Consider the following 19,317-nt stretch of genomic DNA (forward strand, 5'->3'; position numbering starts at 1 on the left):
CGCTTAACCTTCCAGTTCAATCTTGGTCAGGCACTCACGCAAGATCGGGCCGTACTCTGTCTTGCCGGGGCAGACAAAGGTACAGAGCGCCAAATCTTCCTCATCCAGCTCCAGGCAGCCCAGTGCTTGCGCACCGTCGGTATCGCCGGAGACCATGTCCCGCAGCAGCAGGGTCGGCAGGATGTCGAGTGGCATCACCCGCTCATAGTTGCCGATAGGCACCATTGAACGGTCACTACCGTTGGTAGTGGTGGTGAAGTTGATCAGCTTGCCCTTCATCAGATGAGAGAGGGTGGTACGGGTGATAGAGAACTTGTTGGCGCTGGGGTTGATCCAGCCCAGGAACTCTTTCTCGCGACCTTCACCCAGCACGCAAACCTGATTGTGGTAGCGGCCCAGGTAGTCGTGAACACCTTCGGCTTTGGCACCACTCAGGATAGAACCGGAGATGATACGGTTTTCGTCGGCACGCAGCTCATTGTTGGTGAGCTGGCTGATGCAGGCGCCCAGACGGGTACGCAGCAGACGCGGCTTGAGCACGTTCGGGCCAGCCAGCGCGATCACCTTGTCAGTGCAGATCTGACCGGTGGTGAACAGCTTGCCGAATGCAATCACATCCTGATAGTTGATGTGCCACTGCACCTTGGTGCTGCTGACCGGATCCAGGAAGTGGATATGGGTACCCGGCAGACCGGCAGGATGCGGACCAACGAAGATCTCTTCCTTGACCTGAGCCAGCGGAGAGTGGGGCAGACTGCCTTCGCCTTTACAGACGTAGACGGCGCCGTCGGTCAGGCGGGTCAATACGGCCAGACCATCGAGGAAGGCCTGCGGCTGTTCCTTGATAATCAGCTCGGCATCGGCTGCCAGCGGGTTGGTGTCCATTGCAGTCACAAAGATGGCGCGCGGGGCAGACGCTACCGCGGGGACTTTGCTGAACGGACGGGTACGCAACGCAGTCCACTGACCTGATGCGACCAGGATCTCTTGCACCTTGCTGCGCTCGAGCTTGGCCAGCTCGGCAGAGGCAAAATGCTCAAACGTCACCTGTTCATCGGAACCGTCGAGGTCGATGACCACAGACTGGAGAACACGTTTGGCACCACGGTTGATCTCTGAAACCACACCGGTGGCAGGAGCTGTGAATTTAACGCCCGGATTCTTCTTGTCTTCAAAAAGATCCTGACCTTTGATGACGCGATCACCTACTTTGACGAACATAGTAGGTCGCATCCCCACAAACTCCTCGCCCAGTGTCGCAACACGGGTGATGGCGGGGCCATCGTAGATTACTTGCTCTGGCGCACCCAGCACGGGGATGTCCAGTCCTCTTTTGATTGTAATCATACTTACTTGCACTACCGTTACGGGAGAGGTTGGTTAGCGCCGAGAAATACATCACGACGGGTGGTTGAATGAGTCGATGTTGTGGTTGCGCCAGGTGGGCAGGCTCAACAATTATTCAACATGCAGGCTCACTCAAAAGCGCTTGAGTTTACCACTTAAGGTGCATTTTCTGCCATGCCAAATGGGCAAAATCCCCGTGCCATCACAAAATTAACCTGCAATGAATAAGGCCCCGACACCTTGTAAGTAGTGGTTTTAAAGGTTTTTTTATTTCGATACCTCGATGGGGGTATTTGCTGTTGTCTCCACTATCAGCAAAAAGCCTTGATGCCGAAATATACCCCCTTGGATGTAGCCTTTTCGGGGCCAATGGGGGAAATATGTTTAATTTTTGTTGGCAGGTTCTCGAGGGGAATCCTGTGGTACAACCGGTTTCAGGAGAGCGACGGTTTGCCAACGCAGCTCGGGGTGCGCGGGGCGTGGCCTTTTTCCTGCCACTCGGTCTCGGTGTAGGTATGCAGTGCCAGTGCATGAACGGCACCGGCCAGCTCGTCGGCCAGCACAGCATTGACCTGACGATGACGGGCCAGCAGCCGCTGCCCTGCAAATTGCTCGCTGACGATCACCACCTTGAAGTGGCTCTCAGATCCCGGTTCCACACGGTGCATGTGGCTCTCGTTGATCACCTCCAGCACGGAGGGGGAGAGGGCGGCGGTCAGCTTGGCTTCAATCAGTTGTTGGATGGTCATCGGATCGGCTTCCAGAGTGAATGTCGCGCCATTCTATCGGCAGTCGCGGGATGGAATAAGCCCCCGTAAGAGGGAAATCACCCGTCAGTTGCTCCCTTGATGCGCATCGAACTGGTGAAATTCCTGCTCCTCGCTAGAATAGCGCCACTTTGCGTCGCCCCTGGCGCCTGTATACACGAATAAAGCCGAGGTTGGACTCTTCCTATGCAAACCCTTCTCGACACTCCCCATTGCCAGCTCACGCTCTACCGCTATCCGCGCCAGAGTCAGGAGACCCTGCAAGCCTGGGATGCGGCTGACGAATACCTGATCAACACCCTGGCGGAGTCTCCCCTCGAGCAGGCAGGCCCCGTCATCATCATGAATGACGGTTTTGGCGCGCTGGCGGCCTATCTGCATCCGCACTCCCCCTGCTGCGTCACCGACTCCTACATCAGTGAGCGGGCGACCCTGGCCAATCTGGCCGAAAATGGGCTGGATGCGGGTGGGATCCGCTTGCAGGATGCGCTGGCGCCGCTGCCCGATGCCCCTGCGCTGGTGGTGATCAAGGTCTCCAAATATCAGGCTCTATTGGAGCAGCAACTGCTAGCGCTGCGGGAGGTGGTGACACCGGCAACCCGCGTTATCGCTGCCGGCAAGGCGAAGGATATTCATACCTCCACCCTCAAGTTGTTTGAGAAGTATCTGGGGCCTACCCGTACCTCGCTGGCCTGGAAGAAGGCGCGCCTCATTCACTGCGAGCCGCAGGCAGTACGTCCCGCGCTGGCCAACCCCTTCCCGACTGTCTGGCCGCTGGAGGGGAGTGGCATGCTCATCCACAACCATGCCAACGTCTTCTCGCGCACCAGTCTCGATATCGGTGCCCGCTTTATGCTGGACAACCTGCCCATCCACAGTGCCCGCAAGGTGATCGATCTGGGCTGTGGCAACGGGGTGCTGGGTCTGTCGCTGCTCGCCAAAGACAACGAGGTGGAGGTGACTTTTATCGATGAATCCTATATGGCAGTCGCCTCGGCACAGCTCAACGTCGAGCACAATCTGCCCGATGCACTGCCGCGCGCCCGCTTTATGGTCAATAACTGTCTCGACGGGGTGGCGGTCGGCTCGGCGGATCGGATCCTCTGCAACCCTCCTTTCCATCAGTTGCAGGCGATCACCGATCATATCGCCTGGCAGATGTTCAGCGATGCGCACCGGGTGTTGCCTCAGGGGGGGGAACTCTGGATAGTAGGCAACCGTCATCTGGACTATCACAACAAACTCAAGCGCTTGTTTGCCAACGCACAAGTCGTTGCGTCGAACAGCAAATTCGTTATTTTGAAATCCATCAAACGCTAAAGCCAAAGGAAACCATGATGAAAAAGTCACTCTTGCTGCTGGCCGCCCTGATGCTGGGCGGGTGTGCCACTCATTGGCCGGAGACAGCGCTGCTCAATCCGCAGGTGATCCCCGCCAACCAGCAATACTACTCTGGCAATCGCATCACCATGGAAGGGGTAGACAAGCGTGAGGCTGCCTACGTCTTCTCCATCAAACATAAAGAGAAAGCCCCCGTGCTGGTCAACAGCGAGCGTCCGCTCAACCTGCTGATGGCCGAGCGGCTGGCCGAAGGGCTGCGCAGCCAGGGTCTCGAAGTGGGCAACAGTGGCACCACCAACCTGACGCTGGTGATTTCCAACGCCGCAGTCAATGTGGAAGAGAAGACCTTTACCTATGTCACCAAGTCCCGCGTCAGCCTGCAGGCGATCGCCGATTTCCAGGGCAACCGTCTGACCAAGCAGTTCAACATGTCCTCCAGCAAGGAGAGCCCGAGCGAGCCAAGCATGGCCGACCTGGAGTCTACACTGAACCTGCAACTGGGTAGCGTGCTGCAGCAGATCATGGCGGATGATGCGCTGCGTGGTTACCTGAAAGGTCAACCGAACGGTGCAGGGGTCTGATGATGAAAAAACTCTGGTTGCTGGCCATGCTGATCGCCCCGCTGGCGTTCGCGGGCCCGAAAGTCAGAATGGAGACCAACCACGGCAATATCGTGGTGGAGCTGGCGTCCAAGCAGGCGCCCCAGACGGTGAAGAACTTCCTGCGCTACGTGGCTGATGGCAGCTATGACGGCAGCATCTTCCACCGGGTGATCCAGGATTTCGTGGTGCAGGGTGGGGGCTACAACCAGCAGTTCCAGCAACTGCCGACTTATGAGCCTGTGGTCAACGAGTCGCGCGGCGGTCTGCCCAACAAGCGTGGCTCCATCGCTATGGCTCGCACCCAGGCGGTCGACAGCGCTACTCGCCAGTTTTACTTCAATCTGGTCGACAACAATAACCTCAACGCCGGTGGCTCTGCGGGTTATACCGTGTTCGGTCAGGTGGTGCAGGGGATGGAGGTGCTGGACAAGCTGGCTCAGGTACAGACCGGTTACAGCCCCATTCTGCGTGCCAACGATGTGCCGACCAGTCCCATCATTCTGAAGAAGGTGGTCTTGCTGGCAGAAACTCCGGCAGACAAGAAAGTCGACAAGAAAGCGGGCAAGTAATCCTCACCGGACGCGGTTCGTCACCTCGCCTCGTCAGGTCACGATACAAGGCTCATCCCGTTCGGGATGGGCCTTTTCTCTATCCGGGCTTCTTTTGCCTATCTCTTTGCTTGCCTTGGCTATCTGCCATCAACCTGCCAAAATGACGCACTTTTCCAAAGTCGTCAGGTAGTTGAACATGATCCGCAAACCAAGCTGGAGAGAGTCCCTCGCCGTCTATCTCGAATTTCGGGTGTTTATTCTCTTTGCCATGGGTTTTTCATCGGGTCTGCCGCTGCTGCTGGTGTTCGGTACCCTCTCATTCTGGTTGCGCGAGGCCGATGTCAGCCTGACCGATATCGGCTATATGAGCTGGGTGGCGCTCGCCTATGGCTTTAAATGGCTGTGGTCACCGCTGGTGGATCGCATGCCGCTGCCGTTGCTCTCCACGCTGCTGGGGCGTCGCCGCAGCTGGATGTTCTTCTCCCAACTGCTGATTGCCGCCGCGCTGGTCGGCATGGCGTTCTGCGATCCCAAGACCGAGCTGGCTCAGTTGGCGATGTTTGCCCTGCTGGTGGCCTTTGCCTCGGCCACGCAGGATATCGTCATCGACGCCTATCGCATCGAATCCGCCCCCGAGCGGCTGCAGGCGGCGATGGCAGCCTCCTACATGACCGGTTACCGACTGGCGATGATCATGGCGGGCGCCGGTGCGCTGGCGCTGGCAGCGTGGTTTGGTAGCAATAGTGGCTATGACTATCGTGGCTGGCAGATTACCTATCTGGTGATGGCGGGTCTGATGTCACTCGGGGTCATCACCACGCTGTTTTGCCACGAGCCGGATATCGATCTGGCCGAGCAGGGCAAACAACAGGCCGAACGCAAGGCGCAGCTCCTGGAAAAAGGGTGGCCTGCGCTGCTGGCGAGTGCGGGGGCCTGGGCCTATGAGGCGGTCTGGTGTCCGTTCGCCGACTTCTTTCGTCGCTATGGCAGCTCGGCGCTGCTGATCCTGGCTCTGATCGCCTGCTATCGGGTTGCCGATGTGGTGATGGGGGTGATGTCCAACAGTTTCTATGTGGATATGCAGTTCAGCAAGACCGAGGTTGCGACTATTACCAAGGTGTTTGGCGTCATCATGACGTTAGTGGGAGCGGCCCTGGGGGGCGTGCTGGTGATGCGCTTCGGCACGCTGCGCATCCTGTTCTTGGGAGCGCTGCTCACCGCCAGCACCAACCTGCTGTTTGCCCTGCTCAATCAGGTTGGTCACAATCTGGAACTGCTGACGCTGATCATCTCGCTGGATAACCTCAGTGCCGGTATCGCTACCGCGGCCTTCGTGACCTATCTCTCCAGCCTGACCAATGTGGCATTTTCGGCCACTCAGTACGCCCTTTTCAGCTCGGTAATGTTGCTGCTACCCAAGTTGCTGGCCGGTTTTTCCGGGCAGGTTGTGGAGCAGATTGGCTACAGTGCCTTCTTTGTCGGAACCAGTTTATTGGGCTTGCCCGTGTTGTTGTTGATTGTGCTTGTCGCCAGAAAAGGGAGTGAGTTGCTCTCAACGGCTGACAAATAGCAAGCGTTTGCGTAGAATCGGGGGTGATTAGATTCACACTTCCGGATAAAGTTCCCGAGAAGTTGTTTCACCCCCAATTTTATTTGATTAGAATCCCTCTCGCTCCTTGTGGGCAGGCTACGGAAAACCTCAACTAACGCACAAGAGACCAATAAAATGGCCAAATTTACCAAGACTCTGATCGCTGCCGGTCTGCTGGCTGCCGCCGCTACCCCGGCCTTCGCAGCTGATTACAGCGGTGATATCCACAAGAATGACTATAAGTGGATGCAGTTCAACGTAATGCACACCATCGACCAGCGCCCTTTCACTACCAGTGAAGAGGACTACAACGATACCTATTTTGAAATGGAATTCGGTGGTCGCTCCGGCCTGTTTGATCTGTACGGCTATGTCGACGTATTCGATATTTTCGACTCCCGCCACAGCAACAAACACCATGGTCAGAACCTGTTCATGAAGTTTGCCCCACGCATGTCTCTGGATGCTCTGACCGGTAAAGATCTCTCCTTTGGTCCTGTGCAAGAGCTCTACATTGCCAACCTGAACAACGTCGGCGACAAGCAGATGGAAAATCAGATTGGTCTGGGTGCCGATGTGATGGTTCCTTGGTTTGGCAAGGTCGGTATGAACCTGTATGCCCGTTATTCCACAGAGAACCAGTTCTTTGCTGAAGAAGAAGGCGACTGGAACGGTTATCAGTTCTCTATGAACTGGTTCAAGCCTTTCTACACCTTCGGTAATGGCAGCTTTGTCTCCTACCAAGGTTATCTGGATTATCAATTCGATCTGGATACTCACGATCGTGCTGACCGTACCAGCGATAACCTGGCCACTTTCCACGGTATCTACTGGCACTCCGATCGTTATGCCGTTGGTTATGGTCTGAAGTACTTTATGGATGCTTACGGTACTAAAGATGGTTCCACTGGTTCCTTCCCTGGTGCGACGCCTTGGAAGAGCACCGGCTTCAGCCACTACTTCTCTGTTACCTACAAGTTCTAATAAAACTTGGGGTACAAAAAACCGGAGCATCTGCTCCGGTTTTTTTATGGCCGCGATTTAGATAGCGTGGCGCGAGTCATCAAGTGCGCCACGGCTGAGTGGATAAATCAGTCGCGGAAGTTCTGGAACTGCATCGGTTGACCCAGTTCGGCGCCACGGACCAGTGCCATGGTCTCTTGCAGATCGTCACGCTTCTTGCCGGTGACACGTACTTCATCACCCTGGATGGCGACCTGTACCTTGATCTTGGAGTCCTTGATCAGCTTGACCAGCTTCTTGGCGATCTCTTTCTCGATCCCCTGCTTGAATTTTACGGTCAGGTGGAAGCGTTTGCCGGAGTGAACCGAGTCACCCACTTCCATGGAGCTGTTTTCGATGTTGCGCTTGAGCAGGGCGCCGCGCAGGATTTCGACCATCTGCTTGAGCTGGAAATCGGCATCGGCTTCCAGTTTTACCTCTTCCTTGTTCAACTCGAAGCTGGCTTCTACCCCACGAAAATCGAAACGGGTGGCCAGTTCACGATTGGCGTTGTCGACAGCGTTCAACACCTCGTTCATTTTGACTTCAGAGACAATATCGAATGACGGCATAGCCGGAGCTCCTCATGTTGCGTTATCGGGGGGCAAATCTACCAGAAAACGGGCAAATTTGCTGATTTTGATGGGGTTGCTCTGCTAGAATCCCCTGCGCACAGGACGGGTGGACCCGTTAGTGTCCACCAGCGACATCTTCACTTATCCCCGGTAACAGGTTGAGAGGATTGCAACCCTTACCCTGACAGAGTCACACCATGCCAAGCGGATTAAAAAATTCCCGACAGCCCGTTATTCCACCCGTTACTCCGAAGTGGTCACTGTTGGGTTGTGGCGCCCTCGGCGGCGTTTTTGCCTCCCTGCTGACCCAGAGTGGTCAATCCACCCGTGTCTTGTTGCGCGAACATCATAAGTCCACGCTCCATCCGGGGATCGATTTCACCTCGCTGGAGGGGCATGTCCAGCTGCTCAATATCGAACGCGGATTTGTCAGCAACCCCGGCAAGATCCAGCGTCTGCTGGTGATGACCAAGGCCAGTCAGATGATTGCCGCACTGACGCCGCTGGTGGGTAAGCTCGATGCCGGCGTGCCGATCGTGCTGCTGCACAACGGGATGGGCATTGCCGAGCAGGTGGTCGAGATGTTCCCGCACAATCCGGTGATTGCCGGTGTCACCAGCCATGGCGCCATGCAGTGCGGCCATTTTGTCTTCCGTCATACTGGCAAGGGTGAAACCTGGCTTGGCCCGATCAACGATGCCGCCAAGGCCCATGCCGCGCTCGCGGACGAGCTGGCGCTGGCACTGGGGCAGGCTGGTTGGGATGAGCAGGTATTGACGCGCCAGTGGCAAAAGCTGGCCATCAACTGTGCCATCAATCCCCTGACGGCCCTCTACAAGCTGAAAAATGGCGAGCTGGCTGGCCCCCGTTTTGCCGATGCCCTGCAGCAGATCTGCGTGGAAGTGGCGGATGTGATGTGTGCCGAAGGGATTACAACCACGGCAGAGGAGTTGCAACGCCGGGTGATGACAGTGGTGGAGCTGACCGCTGACAATTACTCCTCCATGCATCAGGATATGGAGCTGGGACGCGAAACCGAGATTGAGGCCATCACCGGCTTCCTGCTGGCCAAGGCTGCCCGGCATGGCATTGCCGTACCGGTCAATCAGGGTCTCTATCAGGCGATTAAAGAGAAGAGTCAGGCCGTCTGATCTTTTACATGGCAGAGCAAGCTGCAAGGAGGCGAACGTGAGTGTACTGGTGCTGGTGGCCCCCGGGTCGGAAGAGATAGAGACGGTCGCGATTGTCGATACCCTGGTGCGCGCCAGCATCGAGGTGGTGCTGGCCTCTTGTTGCCCAGCCGGATCCCGGCAGGTGAAGGCATCGCGCGGGGTACAGCTGGTGGCCGATTGTCATATCGACGAACTGACCCGTCGGGATTTTGAAGCCATCGTGGTACCCGGTGGTCTGCCCGGCAGCGAAGTGATCCGCGATACCCCGCTGGCCATCGATCTGCTCAAAGAGCAGGCCGCTCTTGGCCGCTGGCGCGCTGCCATCTGCGCCGCCCCTGTGGTGGTGTTGCAACATCACGCTCTGCTGGATGGTGCCATCGTCACCTGTCATCCCGGCTTTCAGCCCCGACTACCGACATCGCAGCTGTCACATGAGCGGGTCGTCAGGGATGAGGCTCATCGCCTTATCACTAGTCAGGGGCCGGGCAGTGCCATCGAGTTTGCCCTTGAACTGGTCCGGGCGCTGCGTGGGGATGAGGTGGCGGCCACTGTCGCTGGCCCTATGGTGCTGCCTTGAGCCCACTCTGCTGCAGAATCCAGCTGGCCATGCTTTGAAAAACGGGCCCCGGTCATCTTGATCGGGGCCCGCTTGTTATCTGCCGTTGTCGGTCACGCCATCTTGTCCGGCTCAGTAGTCGTACTGTGAGCACTGTTTTTTGTTGTACTCAGTTTTCCAGCGTGCCAATTCTTGCTCTGTGCCGAGCTTGTCCCCTTTCTTGATAGCCTGTTCCAGTATCTCAATCCGGTCGTACAGCCAGCGGCACTCTGCCGTCGGGTTGTTCTTGCCGATGCCGGTCAATGGTAGCAAACAGAGTCCCAACCAAAGATATTTCATCCCGAACGCTCCTTGTCATTGTGGTAGTAAAGGTCTCCTTGGAGTCTACTATTTTAGCCGCAACGAGAGAGATAGAGCTGCGATTATCCTTGGGGTAAGATGGTGCCATGTCTGTTTATTTATACAGTGGTATGCGCAAGATCATCCATATCGACATGGACTGCTTTTTTGCCGCGGTGGAGATGCGGGACAATCCGGCGTTGCGGGAGGTGCCGCTCGCCATCGGTGGGGCCTCCGAGCGGCGCGGCGTCATCTCGACCTGCAACTATGTGGCGCGCCGGTTCGGGGTGCGCTCCGCCATGCCGAGCGCCCTGGCGAAAAAACTCTGCCCGCCGCTGGTACTGATCCCTGGGCGAATGGCGGTGTACAAGGATATCTCCCGTCAGCTCAGGGCCATTTTCCTGCGCTATACCGATCAGGTTGAACCACTGTCGCTGGACGAGGCTTACCTCGACGTGACCCACAGTCGCTGTTGTGGCGGTAGCGCCACCCTGATGGCGCAAGAGATCCGGCAAGCCATCGTCACCGAACTGGGATTGACCGCCTCGGCCGGAGTGGCCCCCAACAAGTTTCTCGCCAAGCTCGCCTCGGAGCAGCGCAAGCCTGATGGTCTGTTTGTCATTCGTCCCGACGAAGTGGCCGAATTTGTCTGTCAGCTGCCACTCGGCAAACTGCCCGGGGTTGGGCGCAAGACTGCCGAGCGGCTGGAGGCGCAAGGGCTCTACACCTGTGAGGATGCGCGGGCTTTGTCGGCACAAGAGCTGTGCAGCCGTTTTGGCAAGCTGGGGGAGATGCTGACGACCCGGATCTGGGGGCTGGATGAACAGCCGGTGCAGGCGCACCGGATCCGCAAAACCATCGGGGTGGAGACTACCTTGGCGAGCGATGTTTGTGACGAAGCCGCCTGCCTGACGGTATTGCAGCAACTGCTGCCGGAACTTGAGCGGCGATTTCAGCTGGCGTGCCCTGCCGAGCAGGTGATGGGTCAGGGAATCAAGCTCAAGTTTGCCGACTTCCACCAGACCACCGTCTATCGCAGTCAGGGTGGCTATCAGCCAGCCTTGTTCGTTCCCCTGCTCAAAGAGGGGCTACAGCGGGCGCAAGGGCGTTCGGTTCGTCTGCTGGGCTTGGTGGTGGGTTTGCCAAAAGAGGGTGAAGTTAATCAACTCTCGCTGGATTTGCTGTGAGAGAGTTAAGTTTTTGTTTATAAAGTCGATAATCTATCCATATCTGTATGACGTAGGAATATTGGCATGAGCGCTCTTTCTGTCCAGGGTCGGATTACCCTGATCGCCGGTTGCTGTCTGTTGGTGACAGCCGCCGCTCTGGTTGCCTCTTCGATTTACAACGCGAACAAGATGCAACAGCAGGTGCGGCAAGCCACCATGCACGAGGCGCAGCAGTCTGCCGAGAACTGGATGAAGGCGATGGGCTCGGAGCAGGCGGCCAAGGTGACCAGCTATCTCGATGAAGCCTATTTCCGCGCCAGTTTGCTGGCGGAGAGCGTGTTGTTCCAGCGCAAGAATGCGGCCGAGAACTTTGTCCATTCGGAGGCGCTGCGCAGCGCCGTCAATCAGCAACTGCACGATGCCGTTGCCTCATCGACCAATCTGCTTGGTGTCTATGCGGTGTTCGAGCCTGATCAGCTGGATGGGGAAGACAGCAACTATCAGGGCTCAACGGCGCTCGGTTCCAACGACAAGGGGCGTTTTTCCAGTTACTGGGCCTATGACAACGGCAAGATAGAGCCGGAAGTGCAGAATGAGGATGTACTGGCCGATGAGAGCCCGACCGAGGCTGGTGGCATCGAAAACGAGTGGTATCGCTGCAGCATTCGCACCCGTGCCCTCTGCCTGCTGGAGCCCTATCTGGACGATGTGGGCGATAAACAGATATTGATGACCTCGGTGACGGTCCCGCTACTGGAGCAGGAGACTTTGCTGGGGATGGTCGGGGTCGATATCTCGCTGGCCACTTTGCAGAGTCTGGTCAGTACCATGGACAAGGAACTCTATGACGGCAAGGGCAGAATCTTGCTGGTCAGTCACGAGGGGCGCGTGGCGGGAGCCGATGAGTTCGATGTGACCATGGGGCGTGGACTGGATCAGAAGTATCAGGGGCTGGCCAGCGAGCTGAAAGGCTGGCTCAGTCAGGGGCAGGAGCTGACTCGCTGGAGCAGCGACGGCGCCTTGTTGCAGACCTTTGTCCCGGTATCCATGCGTGGCACCGACCGTAAATGGGGCATCTACATTGAATTGCCACGGGCCGTAGTACTGGCTTCGGCCCAGCAACTGCAAGATGAGCTGGCCAGTGAAGCCAATCGCAGCGTGGTCTCGCAGCTGTCAATCGGGGTGCTGATCTCGCTGGTTGCCCTGAGTTTTATCTGGTTGATGGCGCGCCAGATTGTGGCACCCATCCGCGCTGTAGTTGCCCGCCTCAAGGATATCGCCAGTGGTGAGGGGGATTTGACCCAGCGTATCGAGATCCAGCGGCAAGACGAGATCGGCGAGCTGGCCAAGTGGTTCAACAGCTTCCTCAACAAGTTGCAATCCACCATCAGTCAGGTGATTGATACCGTCTCCGGTACGCGCAACAGTGCCGAGCGAGCCGCGCAAGTGGCCGAGCGCACCAGCAGTGGCATGCAGGCCCAGTATCAGGAGATCGATCTGGTGGCGACGGCATTTGAGGAGCTGAGCGCCACGGCGTTGCAGGTCTCCGGTAATGCCGGCTCGGCGGTGGCGGCTGCCAACACCACTGATGCCGCGGCGCAAGAGGGCAAATATGTCGTTGCCGACACCCAGGAGGCGATGCGCAAGCTGATGACCATCATCAACGATGCCCAGCCGGTGGTGGAGCGACTCTCCGCCAACAGCGACAACATCAACGATATTCTCACCGTGATCCAGGGAATTGCCGAGCAGACCAACTTGCTGGCGCTGAATGCAGCTATTGAAGCGGCGCGGGCCGGTGAGCAGGGCCGTGGCTTTGCCGTGGTGGCCGATGAGGTGCGCAATCTGGCGGGTCGCACCCAGAATGCCATCGTCGAGATCCAGACCCTGATCAGCCAACTGCAATCCGGTACCGGCGCCGTGGTCAAGGCGATCCGCGATGGTCATGGTCAGGCTGACGAGACCCTCGCCAAGGTGGATCTCTCGGTGCAGGTGCTGGAGCAGATTATCCAGTCGGTCTCCACCATCCATCAGATGAACGAGCAGATTGCCCGGGCGGCGCAGGAGCAGAGCCGGGTGGCGGACGAGATCAACCGCAACGTCAGCAACATTCGCGATGTGAGCCACACCATTCGGGCCGAGGCGGCGACCTCCGCCGAAAATGGTCGCGAGCTCTCTGCGCTGGCGGACAAGCAGCAGCAGCTGGTGGGGCAGTTCAAGGTATAGAAGGGATGAAAAAAGGCGCCATCCAGCTGGAGGCGCCAAACACATTCAGATGACAGACTGGGTCAAACCGGTGAGATTTGAGCCCCTCTTCCCGCAGAGGAAGAAACACAACACCACAATCGCAGTCGAAAGACTCACTAAAAACACATGTAAACCAACACGTAGTAGAAAATGTGAGCCATATGACGACTGATTGCTGGGCGAATTATGTTTATTCACTGGTCGACCCGCAACCGACAAATTATAATGCGCCCCATTAGAAAAACTCATCGTCGGCTGGTGTCATGTCTCGTCGTTTACCCCCGCTCAATGCCCTCAAGGCCTTTGAAGCAGCGGCTCGTCACTTAAGCTTTACCCGCGCAGCAGAAGAGTTGTTTGTGACTCAGGCTGCCATCAGTCACCAGATCAAGGCGCTGGAGGAGTATCTTGGCATCAAGTTGTTCCGCCGCAAAAATCGCTCCTTGTTGCTGACCGAAGAGGGGCAGGGTTATTTCCTGGATATCAAGGACATCTTTGCCTCTATCTCAGAGGCGACCGACAAGCTGCTGGCCCGCAGTGCCAAGGGGGCGTTGACTGTCAGTTTGCAGCCGAGTTTCGCCATCCAGTGGCTGGTGCCGCGGTTGGTCAAGTTCAGCGAGCGCCACCCCGATATCGACGTGCGGATCAAGGCGGTTGATCTCGACGAAGGGTCGCTCACCGACGATGTGGATGTGGCCATCTACTACGGCCGCGGCAACTGGCCGGGTCTGCGCTCGGACAAGCTGCATACCGAATACCTGATCCCCGTCTGTTCCCCCTTGCTGCTGACCGGGCCCAAACCGCTGCGTACGCCGCAAGATTTGACTCTTCATACCCTGCTGCACGATACCTCCCGCCGCGACTGGAAGGCCTGGTTCCGCCAGCTCGATATCGATGCACCCAACGTCAATCAGGGACCCATCTTCAGCCACTCCACCATGGTGATCCAAGCTGCGATCCACGGCCAGGGGGTGGCGCTTGGCCACAGCGTGCTGGCACAACCCGAGATTGAGGCCGGCCGCCTTATCTGCCCATTCGAGCAGGTGCTGGTGAGCAAAAATGCTTTCTATCTGGTGTGTCAGGAGCAACAGTCGGATCAGGGCAAGATCGTTGCCTTCCGCGACTGGATGCTGGAGCTGGTGGAGCAGGAAGAGGCGCGTCGCAGGGCAAGGCTCGCCGATGCATGAGGTGATCCGCGAGGGGGCAGTTGATGCCCCCGTTCGCATTTTGCTGGCCCACGGGGCAGGCGCGGGGATGGATCATGTTTTTCTTGCCGAGTTGTCACGCCTGCTGGCTGGCCCCGACATCGAAGTGGTGCGTTTCAACTTTCCCTACATGACAAAGCGTGCACAGGATGGCAAGCGCCGCCCGCCTGACAGGGCGCCTGTGCTGCTCGCCCATTGGCGCGACATGATCCGCGAGTTTGCCCATCCACGGCTGTTTCTGGCAGGCAAGTCGATGGGCGGGCGGATGGTGGCGGAACTGTATAGCGAAGGCGAGGGTGAGATGAATGCTGCAGGATTGCTCATTCTCGGGTATCCTTTCCACCCTCCGGCCAAGCCCGACAGCTGGCGAGGCGAGGTACTCAAGCATATTGCAGTGCCAACCCTGCTGTTGCAGGGGGAGCGCGACACCTTCGGTAGTCGCGCCGAACTGGCCGATTTCCCCTTCTCACCCGCCGTATCGGTCCATTGGTTGACCGATGGTGATCATGGTTTCAAACCGCGAAAAGCCAGTGGCGTGAGTGAGCAGGAGAATATGCAGCATGCAGCTGCGGCCATCAGCCATTTTGTGGCCCGGCATGGATAGCACGATAGGGTTGGTTTTATTGCCAGCCGTGATGAGAGAGGGAGAGTGAGGATGCAGATCCATCGACATTGGCTGATACTGGCCGGTCTCTTCGGGTTGACGGCCACCATGCTGGGGGCTTATGGCGCCCATGGATTGGCGGCGACCGGCATTACACCCGAGCGTCTGGTGGCATTCAATACCGCCGTGCAATATCAGTTTTTTCACGCATTGGCCCTGCTGGTTCTGGGCTGGTGTGGTGTGCGTAGCAGGGTGATCCAGCTGGCTGGCACCGCTTTTGTGCTGGGGATCATCGGATTCTCCGGCAGTATTTACGCCATGGTGCTGCTTGGCAGCAAGGGGCTGGGGTTGATTACTCCGGCCGGTGGCCTCTGTTTTATGTTGGGATGGGCGGCCCTGATCTGGGCTGGCTGTCGTCTTGGAGGAAAAAATGAATAATCTGCTGCTTTATTGCCGCCCCGGTTTTGAGAAAGAGGCGGCTGCAGAGATCACCGAGCGTGCCGGTAACATGCAGTGCTACGGTTTCGCCCGGGTCAAGGACGACAGCGGTTATGTGATCTTCGAACTGTATGACGAGGAGCAGGCGGACCTGCTGGCTCGCAAGCTGCCATTCCGGGAGCTCATCTTCATCCGCCAGATGCTGGTGGTCACCCATGAGCTGAAGGAGCTGGATGTCGCGGACAGGATCTCCCCCATCCTTGAGGCGGTGAGTGACTACACCATTTGCGGTGATCTGCGTGTCGAAACCGCGGATACCAACGAAGCGAAAGAGCTGTCGGCCTTCTGCCGCAAGTTCACCGTGCCGCTGCGTCAGGCGCTGCGCAGCAACGAGATCCTGACCAAGAAGGAGACGCCAAACCGTCCGGTGTTCCACGCCTTCTTCATGGCCAATGATCACGTGTTGCTGGGCTACTCCTATTCGTTCAACAACTCCGGATTCCACATGGGGATCCCGCGCCTGCGCTTCCCGGCCGATGCGCCGAGCCGCTCGAGCCTCAAGCTGGAGGAGGCGTTTTACGTGTTCGTGCCGCGGGAAGAGTGGGATGTGCGTCTCTGCTCAGGCATGAAGGCGGTGGATCTGGGCGCCTGCCCGGGTGGCTGGACCTATCAGCTGGTGCGTCGTGGCATGATGGTGACAGCGGTCGACAACGGCATGATGGCCCAATCCCTGATGGATACCGGTCAGGTCAAGCATATCCGGGATGACGGTTTCGTCTGGCGTCCGAGCAAGAAGAACACCTACTGGCTGGTGTGCGACATGGTCGATAAACCGGCGCGGGTCGTTCACATGATTGCGGACTGGTTCCGTGAGGGTGACTGCCAGGAGGCGATGTTCAACCTCAAGTTGCCGATGAAGAAGCGTTATGCGGAATCGGTACACAACATCGAAGTGCTGCGCGAGATGCTCAAGGAGATCGACAACGCGTTCGTGATCCAGGCCAAGCAGCTCTATCACGATCGAGAAGAGATCACCGTGCATGTTTACAACAAGTACTGGGTCTCCAAACTCGAGCCCAAGGTGTGATGTAGCAGTTCTACCCGTACGATAAATACCAAGGCCGACAGGGAAACCTGTCGGCCTTTTGCTATTCGGCTGCCGGAAAATATCAGAAACGGTAATCGAGGCGCAGGGAGGATTCGTCGTCGGTCACCTTGATCTCTATCTGCAGCGGGATGGTTTTGTCGACCGGATTGAATTGCATCTTTATCCCGTCTCCTCTCAGCCTGAGGGCGGTGTTCATTCCGCCCGCCTTGAACTTGACCTTGGGTCTGAAGCGTTCAATTGACAGACTGATGCTCTTTTCCGGGGTCAGATTGAGCTGCGGGTAGGAGGTGATCTTTTGATTGCCAAAGTTGTCGGTGGAGACTTCAATACCAAACGACAGGGGTTTGGGTGCCTTGAGTAGGTCGTTGGTATTCAGGCTCGAGCGCCATACCTCGGTGGCAGTCCGTTTTTCCTGCTGTGGCAGTTTGGCGGTTTGGGTCTGTTGATCCTGCTCGAAAGCACTGGCAGTGCCACACACCAGCAGCAGACCCGACACCAGATAGCACCCGTATCCCTTCATGAAAAACACTCCCTGTTCTTCTTCTCTATTGAACATAGTTGCTGTTTGGGGAGTGGCAAAGGATTCGGAAGTATAAAAAAGGGAGCCGAAGCTCCCTTTTAAAATCAATGAATTAACTCACAGACGATCGATGATGGCCTGGGTGAATTCGCTGGTGGAAGCCGTGCCGCCCAGATCGCGGGTGACCCGATCACCAGATTCGATGGTAGCTCGTACCGCCTCGCGGATCCGCTCTGCTTTATCCTGCATGCCGAGGTACTCCAGCATCTGGATGGAGGCGAGGATCACCGAGGTGGGGTTTGCAATGTTCTTGCCTGCAATGTCGGGGGCAGAGCCGTGGACCGCTTCGAAGATGGCCGCGCCATCGCCGATGTTGGCGCCGGGCGCCATGCCAAGGCCGCCAACCAGACCGGCGCAAAGATCCGAGAGGATGTCGCCGAACAGGTTGGTGGTGACCATGACATCGAAACGCTCCGGGTACATCACCAGGTTCATGCAGGCGGCATCGACGATCATCTCTTCGCTCTGTATATCCGGATAGTGGCTGGCGATTTCACGTGCCACTTCGAGGAACAGGCCGGAGGTCGATTTGAGGATGTTCGCCTTGTGGATGATGGTGACCTTCTTGCGCCCTTCCTGACGAGCCAGCTCGAAGGCGAACTTGACGATGCGCTCGGCCCCTTCGCGGGTGATGATGCTCATCGCCTCGGCACTCTTGTTGTCATCGCTGCGCTTCTGACCTGCTCCCGAGTACATCCCTTCGGTGTTTTCACGCACTGTGATGATGTCGATGTTGTCGTAACGGCTTCTGGTGCCCTTGAAGGAGATGACCGGACGCACGTTGGCGTAGAGGTTGAATTTCTTGCGCAGGGAGACGTTGATGGAGGTAAAACCGCCGCCGACCGGGGTGGTCAATGGCCCTTTCAGGCTCACCTTGTTCTTCTCAATCAGATCCAGGGTAGCCTGGGGCAGCAGCTCGCCATGCTTCTCGAGGGCAACCAGACCCGCATCAGCGTATTCGTACTCAAAGTCACAGCCCGCATGGGTCAGGATCTGGGTGGCTGATTCAATGATGCTGGGGCCAATGCCGTCGCCGGGAATCACGGTAATTTTTCTTTTGGACATGAGAGGGTTCCACTTCCAGGGTATAGGGGAGGATGGGGCTGCTTTATAGCATTTACTCAGCAAACCAACCACATTCCTTTACATTCTACTCACTTTTATCAACAGCGAGGGTGAGTCTCGTCATGGTTCACGCCCTTGCCTGCATTTTTGTTCGGCACTTTAGTCTGGCTGGGGCGGGTAGCGGATGTCCCGCAGGTTGAATCCCAGCGGAATATCCCGCTGCAAGTGCACCAGCCGCTGGGCTAGCAGGGCCTCATCCTGATGTTGGCGCAGCTTGAGCAGGGGCTTGGCGGCGTCCTCTTGCTGACAGGCTTCGAGCATGGCTGCCAGATTGCCGTATTGCTGCAACAGTTGGGTGGCGGTCTTGGGGCCGATCCCCGGAACCCCCTTGATATTGGAACCGCTGATACCGGTCAGCGCCCAGAAGTTGACCAGCTGAGCAGGTGCTACCCCATATTGCTGCTGGACGAAGGCGGCATCCAGCCAGCGTTTGTTGAAGTAGTCGCGCACCCGGATCTGCGGGCAGATCAGTTGGCAGAACCCCTTGTCGGTGGAGATGATGGTCGCTTGATGGCCATGGCTGGCGATGCCGCTGGCCAGGGTGGCGATAAGATCATCCGCTTCATCGGTCTCGGAGAGCAGGGCGTCGACCCCGCACTCCCAAAAGGCATCCTGCAGGGTCGCCAGCCCTTCACGCAGTTCGGGGGGCATGGGAGTTCGCCCCTCCTTGTAGGCCGGATAGACCTCTTTGCGCCAGCTATGCACCTCGCCATCAAACACGGCAATCACATGGGTCGGCTCGCTATTGGCCAGCAGCTTGCGGCAGGTATTGATAAGGTTGGCTCGGGTGGCAACCAGCGCCTGGGCAGGGGTCAGTGCCTGCTGGGCCTGTACCGCGTGCAGACGGCGAATGAGGTTGAGGGCATCGATGATGAGCAGGTGTGGCCGGATAGTTGACATGGGGCACTCTTGGCGGTCGGGACGCCCCATTGTAACAAACCGCTCGCCTTATGGGGGATTGATGGCAGTCGGGAAGGCACTGAGCCAATAAAGAGGGGCGC

The 19,317-nt window shown here is 57.5% G+C and carries 20 protein-coding genes; 13 read left to right on the forward strand and 7 right to left on the reverse strand.

The features are described from left to right. Nucleotides 1–3 precede the first annotated feature (3 nt). Both I6L46_RS01200 and I6L46_RS01205 read right to left on the reverse strand, forming a co-directional pair. Complete coding sequence (locus I6L46_RS01200) at nucleotides 4–1,347, reverse strand: Na(+)-translocating NADH-quinone reductase subunit A (protein ID WP_041202293.1); 1,344 nt, start codon at nucleotides 1,345–1,347, stop codon at nucleotides 4–6. Between the two features lie 434 nt (nucleotides 1,348–1,781). Further along, nucleotides 1,782–2,096 (reverse strand): BolA family transcriptional regulator, encoded by a 315-nt coding sequence (locus I6L46_RS01205; protein ID WP_162517600.1) that lies wholly within the window; start codon nucleotides 2,094–2,096, stop codon nucleotides 1,782–1,784. Nucleotides 2,097–2,300: 204 nt separating this feature from the next. Between I6L46_RS01205 and I6L46_RS01210 the strand changes: the two genes are divergently transcribed. From I6L46_RS01210 to I6L46_RS01230, 5 genes are all read left to right on the forward strand, one after another. Next, nucleotides 2,301–3,434: a methyltransferase gene (locus I6L46_RS01210; protein ID WP_216977180.1), complete on the forward strand. Its 1,134-nt coding sequence runs from the start codon at nucleotides 2,301–2,303 to the stop codon at nucleotides 3,432–3,434. 17 nt (nucleotides 3,435–3,451) lie between these two features. Then, entirely contained in the window at nucleotides 3,452–4,036 is a 585-nt protein-coding gene (locus I6L46_RS01215; protein ID WP_216977181.1) for a YajG family lipoprotein, read from the forward strand. Between the two features lie 2 nt (nucleotides 4,037–4,038). Continuing rightward, a complete protein-coding gene (locus I6L46_RS01220; RefSeq protein ID WP_042053243.1) occupies nucleotides 4,039–4,626 on the forward strand; it encodes a peptidylprolyl isomerase in 588 nt (195 codons plus the stop codon). 172 nt (nucleotides 4,627–4,798) lie between these two features. Further along, the gene (locus tag I6L46_RS01225) at nucleotides 4,799–6,178 is read left to right on the forward strand and encodes an MFS transporter (RefSeq protein ID WP_129504581.1); all 1,380 of its coding nucleotides are present in this window, start codon (nucleotides 4,799–4,801) and stop codon (nucleotides 6,176–6,178) included. Between the two features lie 156 nt (nucleotides 6,179–6,334). After that, the gene (locus tag I6L46_RS01230) at nucleotides 6,335–7,183 is read left to right on the forward strand and encodes an outer membrane protein OmpK (protein WP_111899935.1); all 849 of its coding nucleotides are present in this window, start codon (nucleotides 6,335–6,337) and stop codon (nucleotides 7,181–7,183) included. A gap of 107 nt (nucleotides 7,184–7,290) precedes the next feature. Here I6L46_RS01230 and I6L46_RS01235 read toward each other — a convergent pair whose 3' ends face one another. Then, complete coding sequence (locus I6L46_RS01235) at nucleotides 7,291–7,773, reverse strand: YajQ family cyclic di-GMP-binding protein (RefSeq protein ID WP_005338634.1); 483 nt, start codon at nucleotides 7,771–7,773, stop codon at nucleotides 7,291–7,293. 200 nt (nucleotides 7,774–7,973) lie between these two features. Between I6L46_RS01235 and I6L46_RS01240 the strand changes: the two genes are divergently transcribed. Together I6L46_RS01240 and I6L46_RS01245 are read left to right on the forward strand one after the other, a co-directional pair. After that, the gene (locus I6L46_RS01240) at nucleotides 7,974–8,927 is read left to right on the forward strand and encodes a ketopantoate reductase family protein (protein WP_216977182.1); all 954 of its coding nucleotides are present in this window, start codon (nucleotides 7,974–7,976) and stop codon (nucleotides 8,925–8,927) included. Nucleotides 8,928–8,964: 37 nt separating this feature from the next. After that, complete coding sequence (locus I6L46_RS01245) at nucleotides 8,965–9,525, forward strand: DJ-1 family glyoxalase III (RefSeq protein WP_216977183.1); 561 nt, start codon at nucleotides 8,965–8,967, stop codon at nucleotides 9,523–9,525. Between the two features lie 111 nt (nucleotides 9,526–9,636). On the opposite strand, the gene I6L46_RS01250 is transcribed toward I6L46_RS01245, so the two are convergent. Then, nucleotides 9,637–9,843, reverse strand: coding sequence for a hypothetical protein (locus tag I6L46_RS01250; RefSeq protein ID WP_005338629.1), 207 nt, complete (start codon nucleotides 9,841–9,843; stop codon nucleotides 9,637–9,639). A 131-nt stretch (nucleotides 9,844–9,974) separates the two neighbouring features. On the opposite strand from I6L46_RS01250, the gene dinB reads away from it, so the two are divergent. From dinB to rlmM, 6 genes are all read left to right on the forward strand, one after another. Next, on the forward strand, nucleotides 9,975–11,030 hold the full coding sequence (dinB, locus tag I6L46_RS01255; RefSeq protein ID WP_031227617.1) for a DNA polymerase IV: 1,056 nt from the start codon (nucleotides 9,975–9,977) through the stop codon (nucleotides 11,028–11,030). Nucleotides 11,031–11,096: 66 nt separating this feature from the next. Next, nucleotides 11,097–13,238: a methyl-accepting chemotaxis protein gene (locus tag I6L46_RS01260; protein WP_069529615.1), complete on the forward strand. Its 2,142-nt coding sequence runs from the start codon at nucleotides 11,097–11,099 to the stop codon at nucleotides 13,236–13,238. Nucleotides 13,239–13,522: 284 nt separating this feature from the next. After that, nucleotides 13,523–14,443, forward strand: coding sequence for a transcriptional regulator GcvA (locus tag I6L46_RS01265; protein ID WP_005338622.1), 921 nt, complete (start codon nucleotides 13,523–13,525; stop codon nucleotides 14,441–14,443). Further along, a complete protein-coding gene (locus tag I6L46_RS01270) occupies nucleotides 14,436–15,065 on the forward strand; it encodes an alpha/beta family hydrolase (protein ID WP_216977184.1) in 630 nt (209 codons plus the stop codon). Before I6L46_RS01265 ends, I6L46_RS01270 begins: the two co-directional genes overlap by 8 nt. Before the next feature lie 51 nt (nucleotides 15,066–15,116). Beyond that, on the forward strand, nucleotides 15,117–15,503 hold the full coding sequence (locus I6L46_RS01275; protein ID WP_216977185.1) for a DUF423 domain-containing protein: 387 nt from the start codon (nucleotides 15,117–15,119) through the stop codon (nucleotides 15,501–15,503). Next, nucleotides 15,496–16,590 (forward strand): 23S rRNA (cytidine(2498)-2'-O)-methyltransferase RlmM, encoded by a 1,095-nt coding sequence (gene rlmM, locus I6L46_RS01280; protein ID WP_216977186.1) that lies wholly within the window; start codon nucleotides 15,496–15,498, stop codon nucleotides 16,588–16,590. Before I6L46_RS01275 ends, rlmM begins: the two co-directional genes overlap by 8 nt. A gap of 82 nt (nucleotides 16,591–16,672) precedes the next feature. Here rlmM and I6L46_RS01285 read toward each other — a convergent pair whose 3' ends face one another. The 3 genes from I6L46_RS01285 to xni form a co-directional block, all read right to left on the reverse strand. Then, the gene (locus I6L46_RS01285) at nucleotides 16,673–17,131 is read right to left on the reverse strand and encodes a hypothetical protein (RefSeq protein ID WP_216977187.1); all 459 of its coding nucleotides are present in this window, start codon (nucleotides 17,129–17,131) and stop codon (nucleotides 16,673–16,675) included. Nucleotides 17,132–17,248: 117 nt separating this feature from the next. Next, nucleotides 17,249–18,256 carry an isocitrate dehydrogenase gene (locus I6L46_RS01290; protein WP_216977188.1) on the reverse strand — a complete coding sequence of 336 codons (1,008 nt, stop codon included), beginning with the start codon at nucleotides 18,254–18,256 and terminating at the stop codon, nucleotides 17,249–17,251. A gap of 159 nt (nucleotides 18,257–18,415) precedes the next feature. Next, a complete protein-coding gene (xni, locus tag I6L46_RS01295; protein ID WP_216977189.1) occupies nucleotides 18,416–19,216 on the reverse strand; it encodes a flap endonuclease Xni in 801 nt (266 codons plus the stop codon). Nucleotides 19,217–19,317 lie beyond the last annotated feature (101 nt).

The sequence above is a fragment of the Aeromonas sp. FDAARGOS 1416 genome (genome assembly GCF_019048085.1).
Lineage (GTDB): Bacteria > Pseudomonadota > Gammaproteobacteria > Enterobacterales > Aeromonadaceae > Aeromonas > Aeromonas veronii.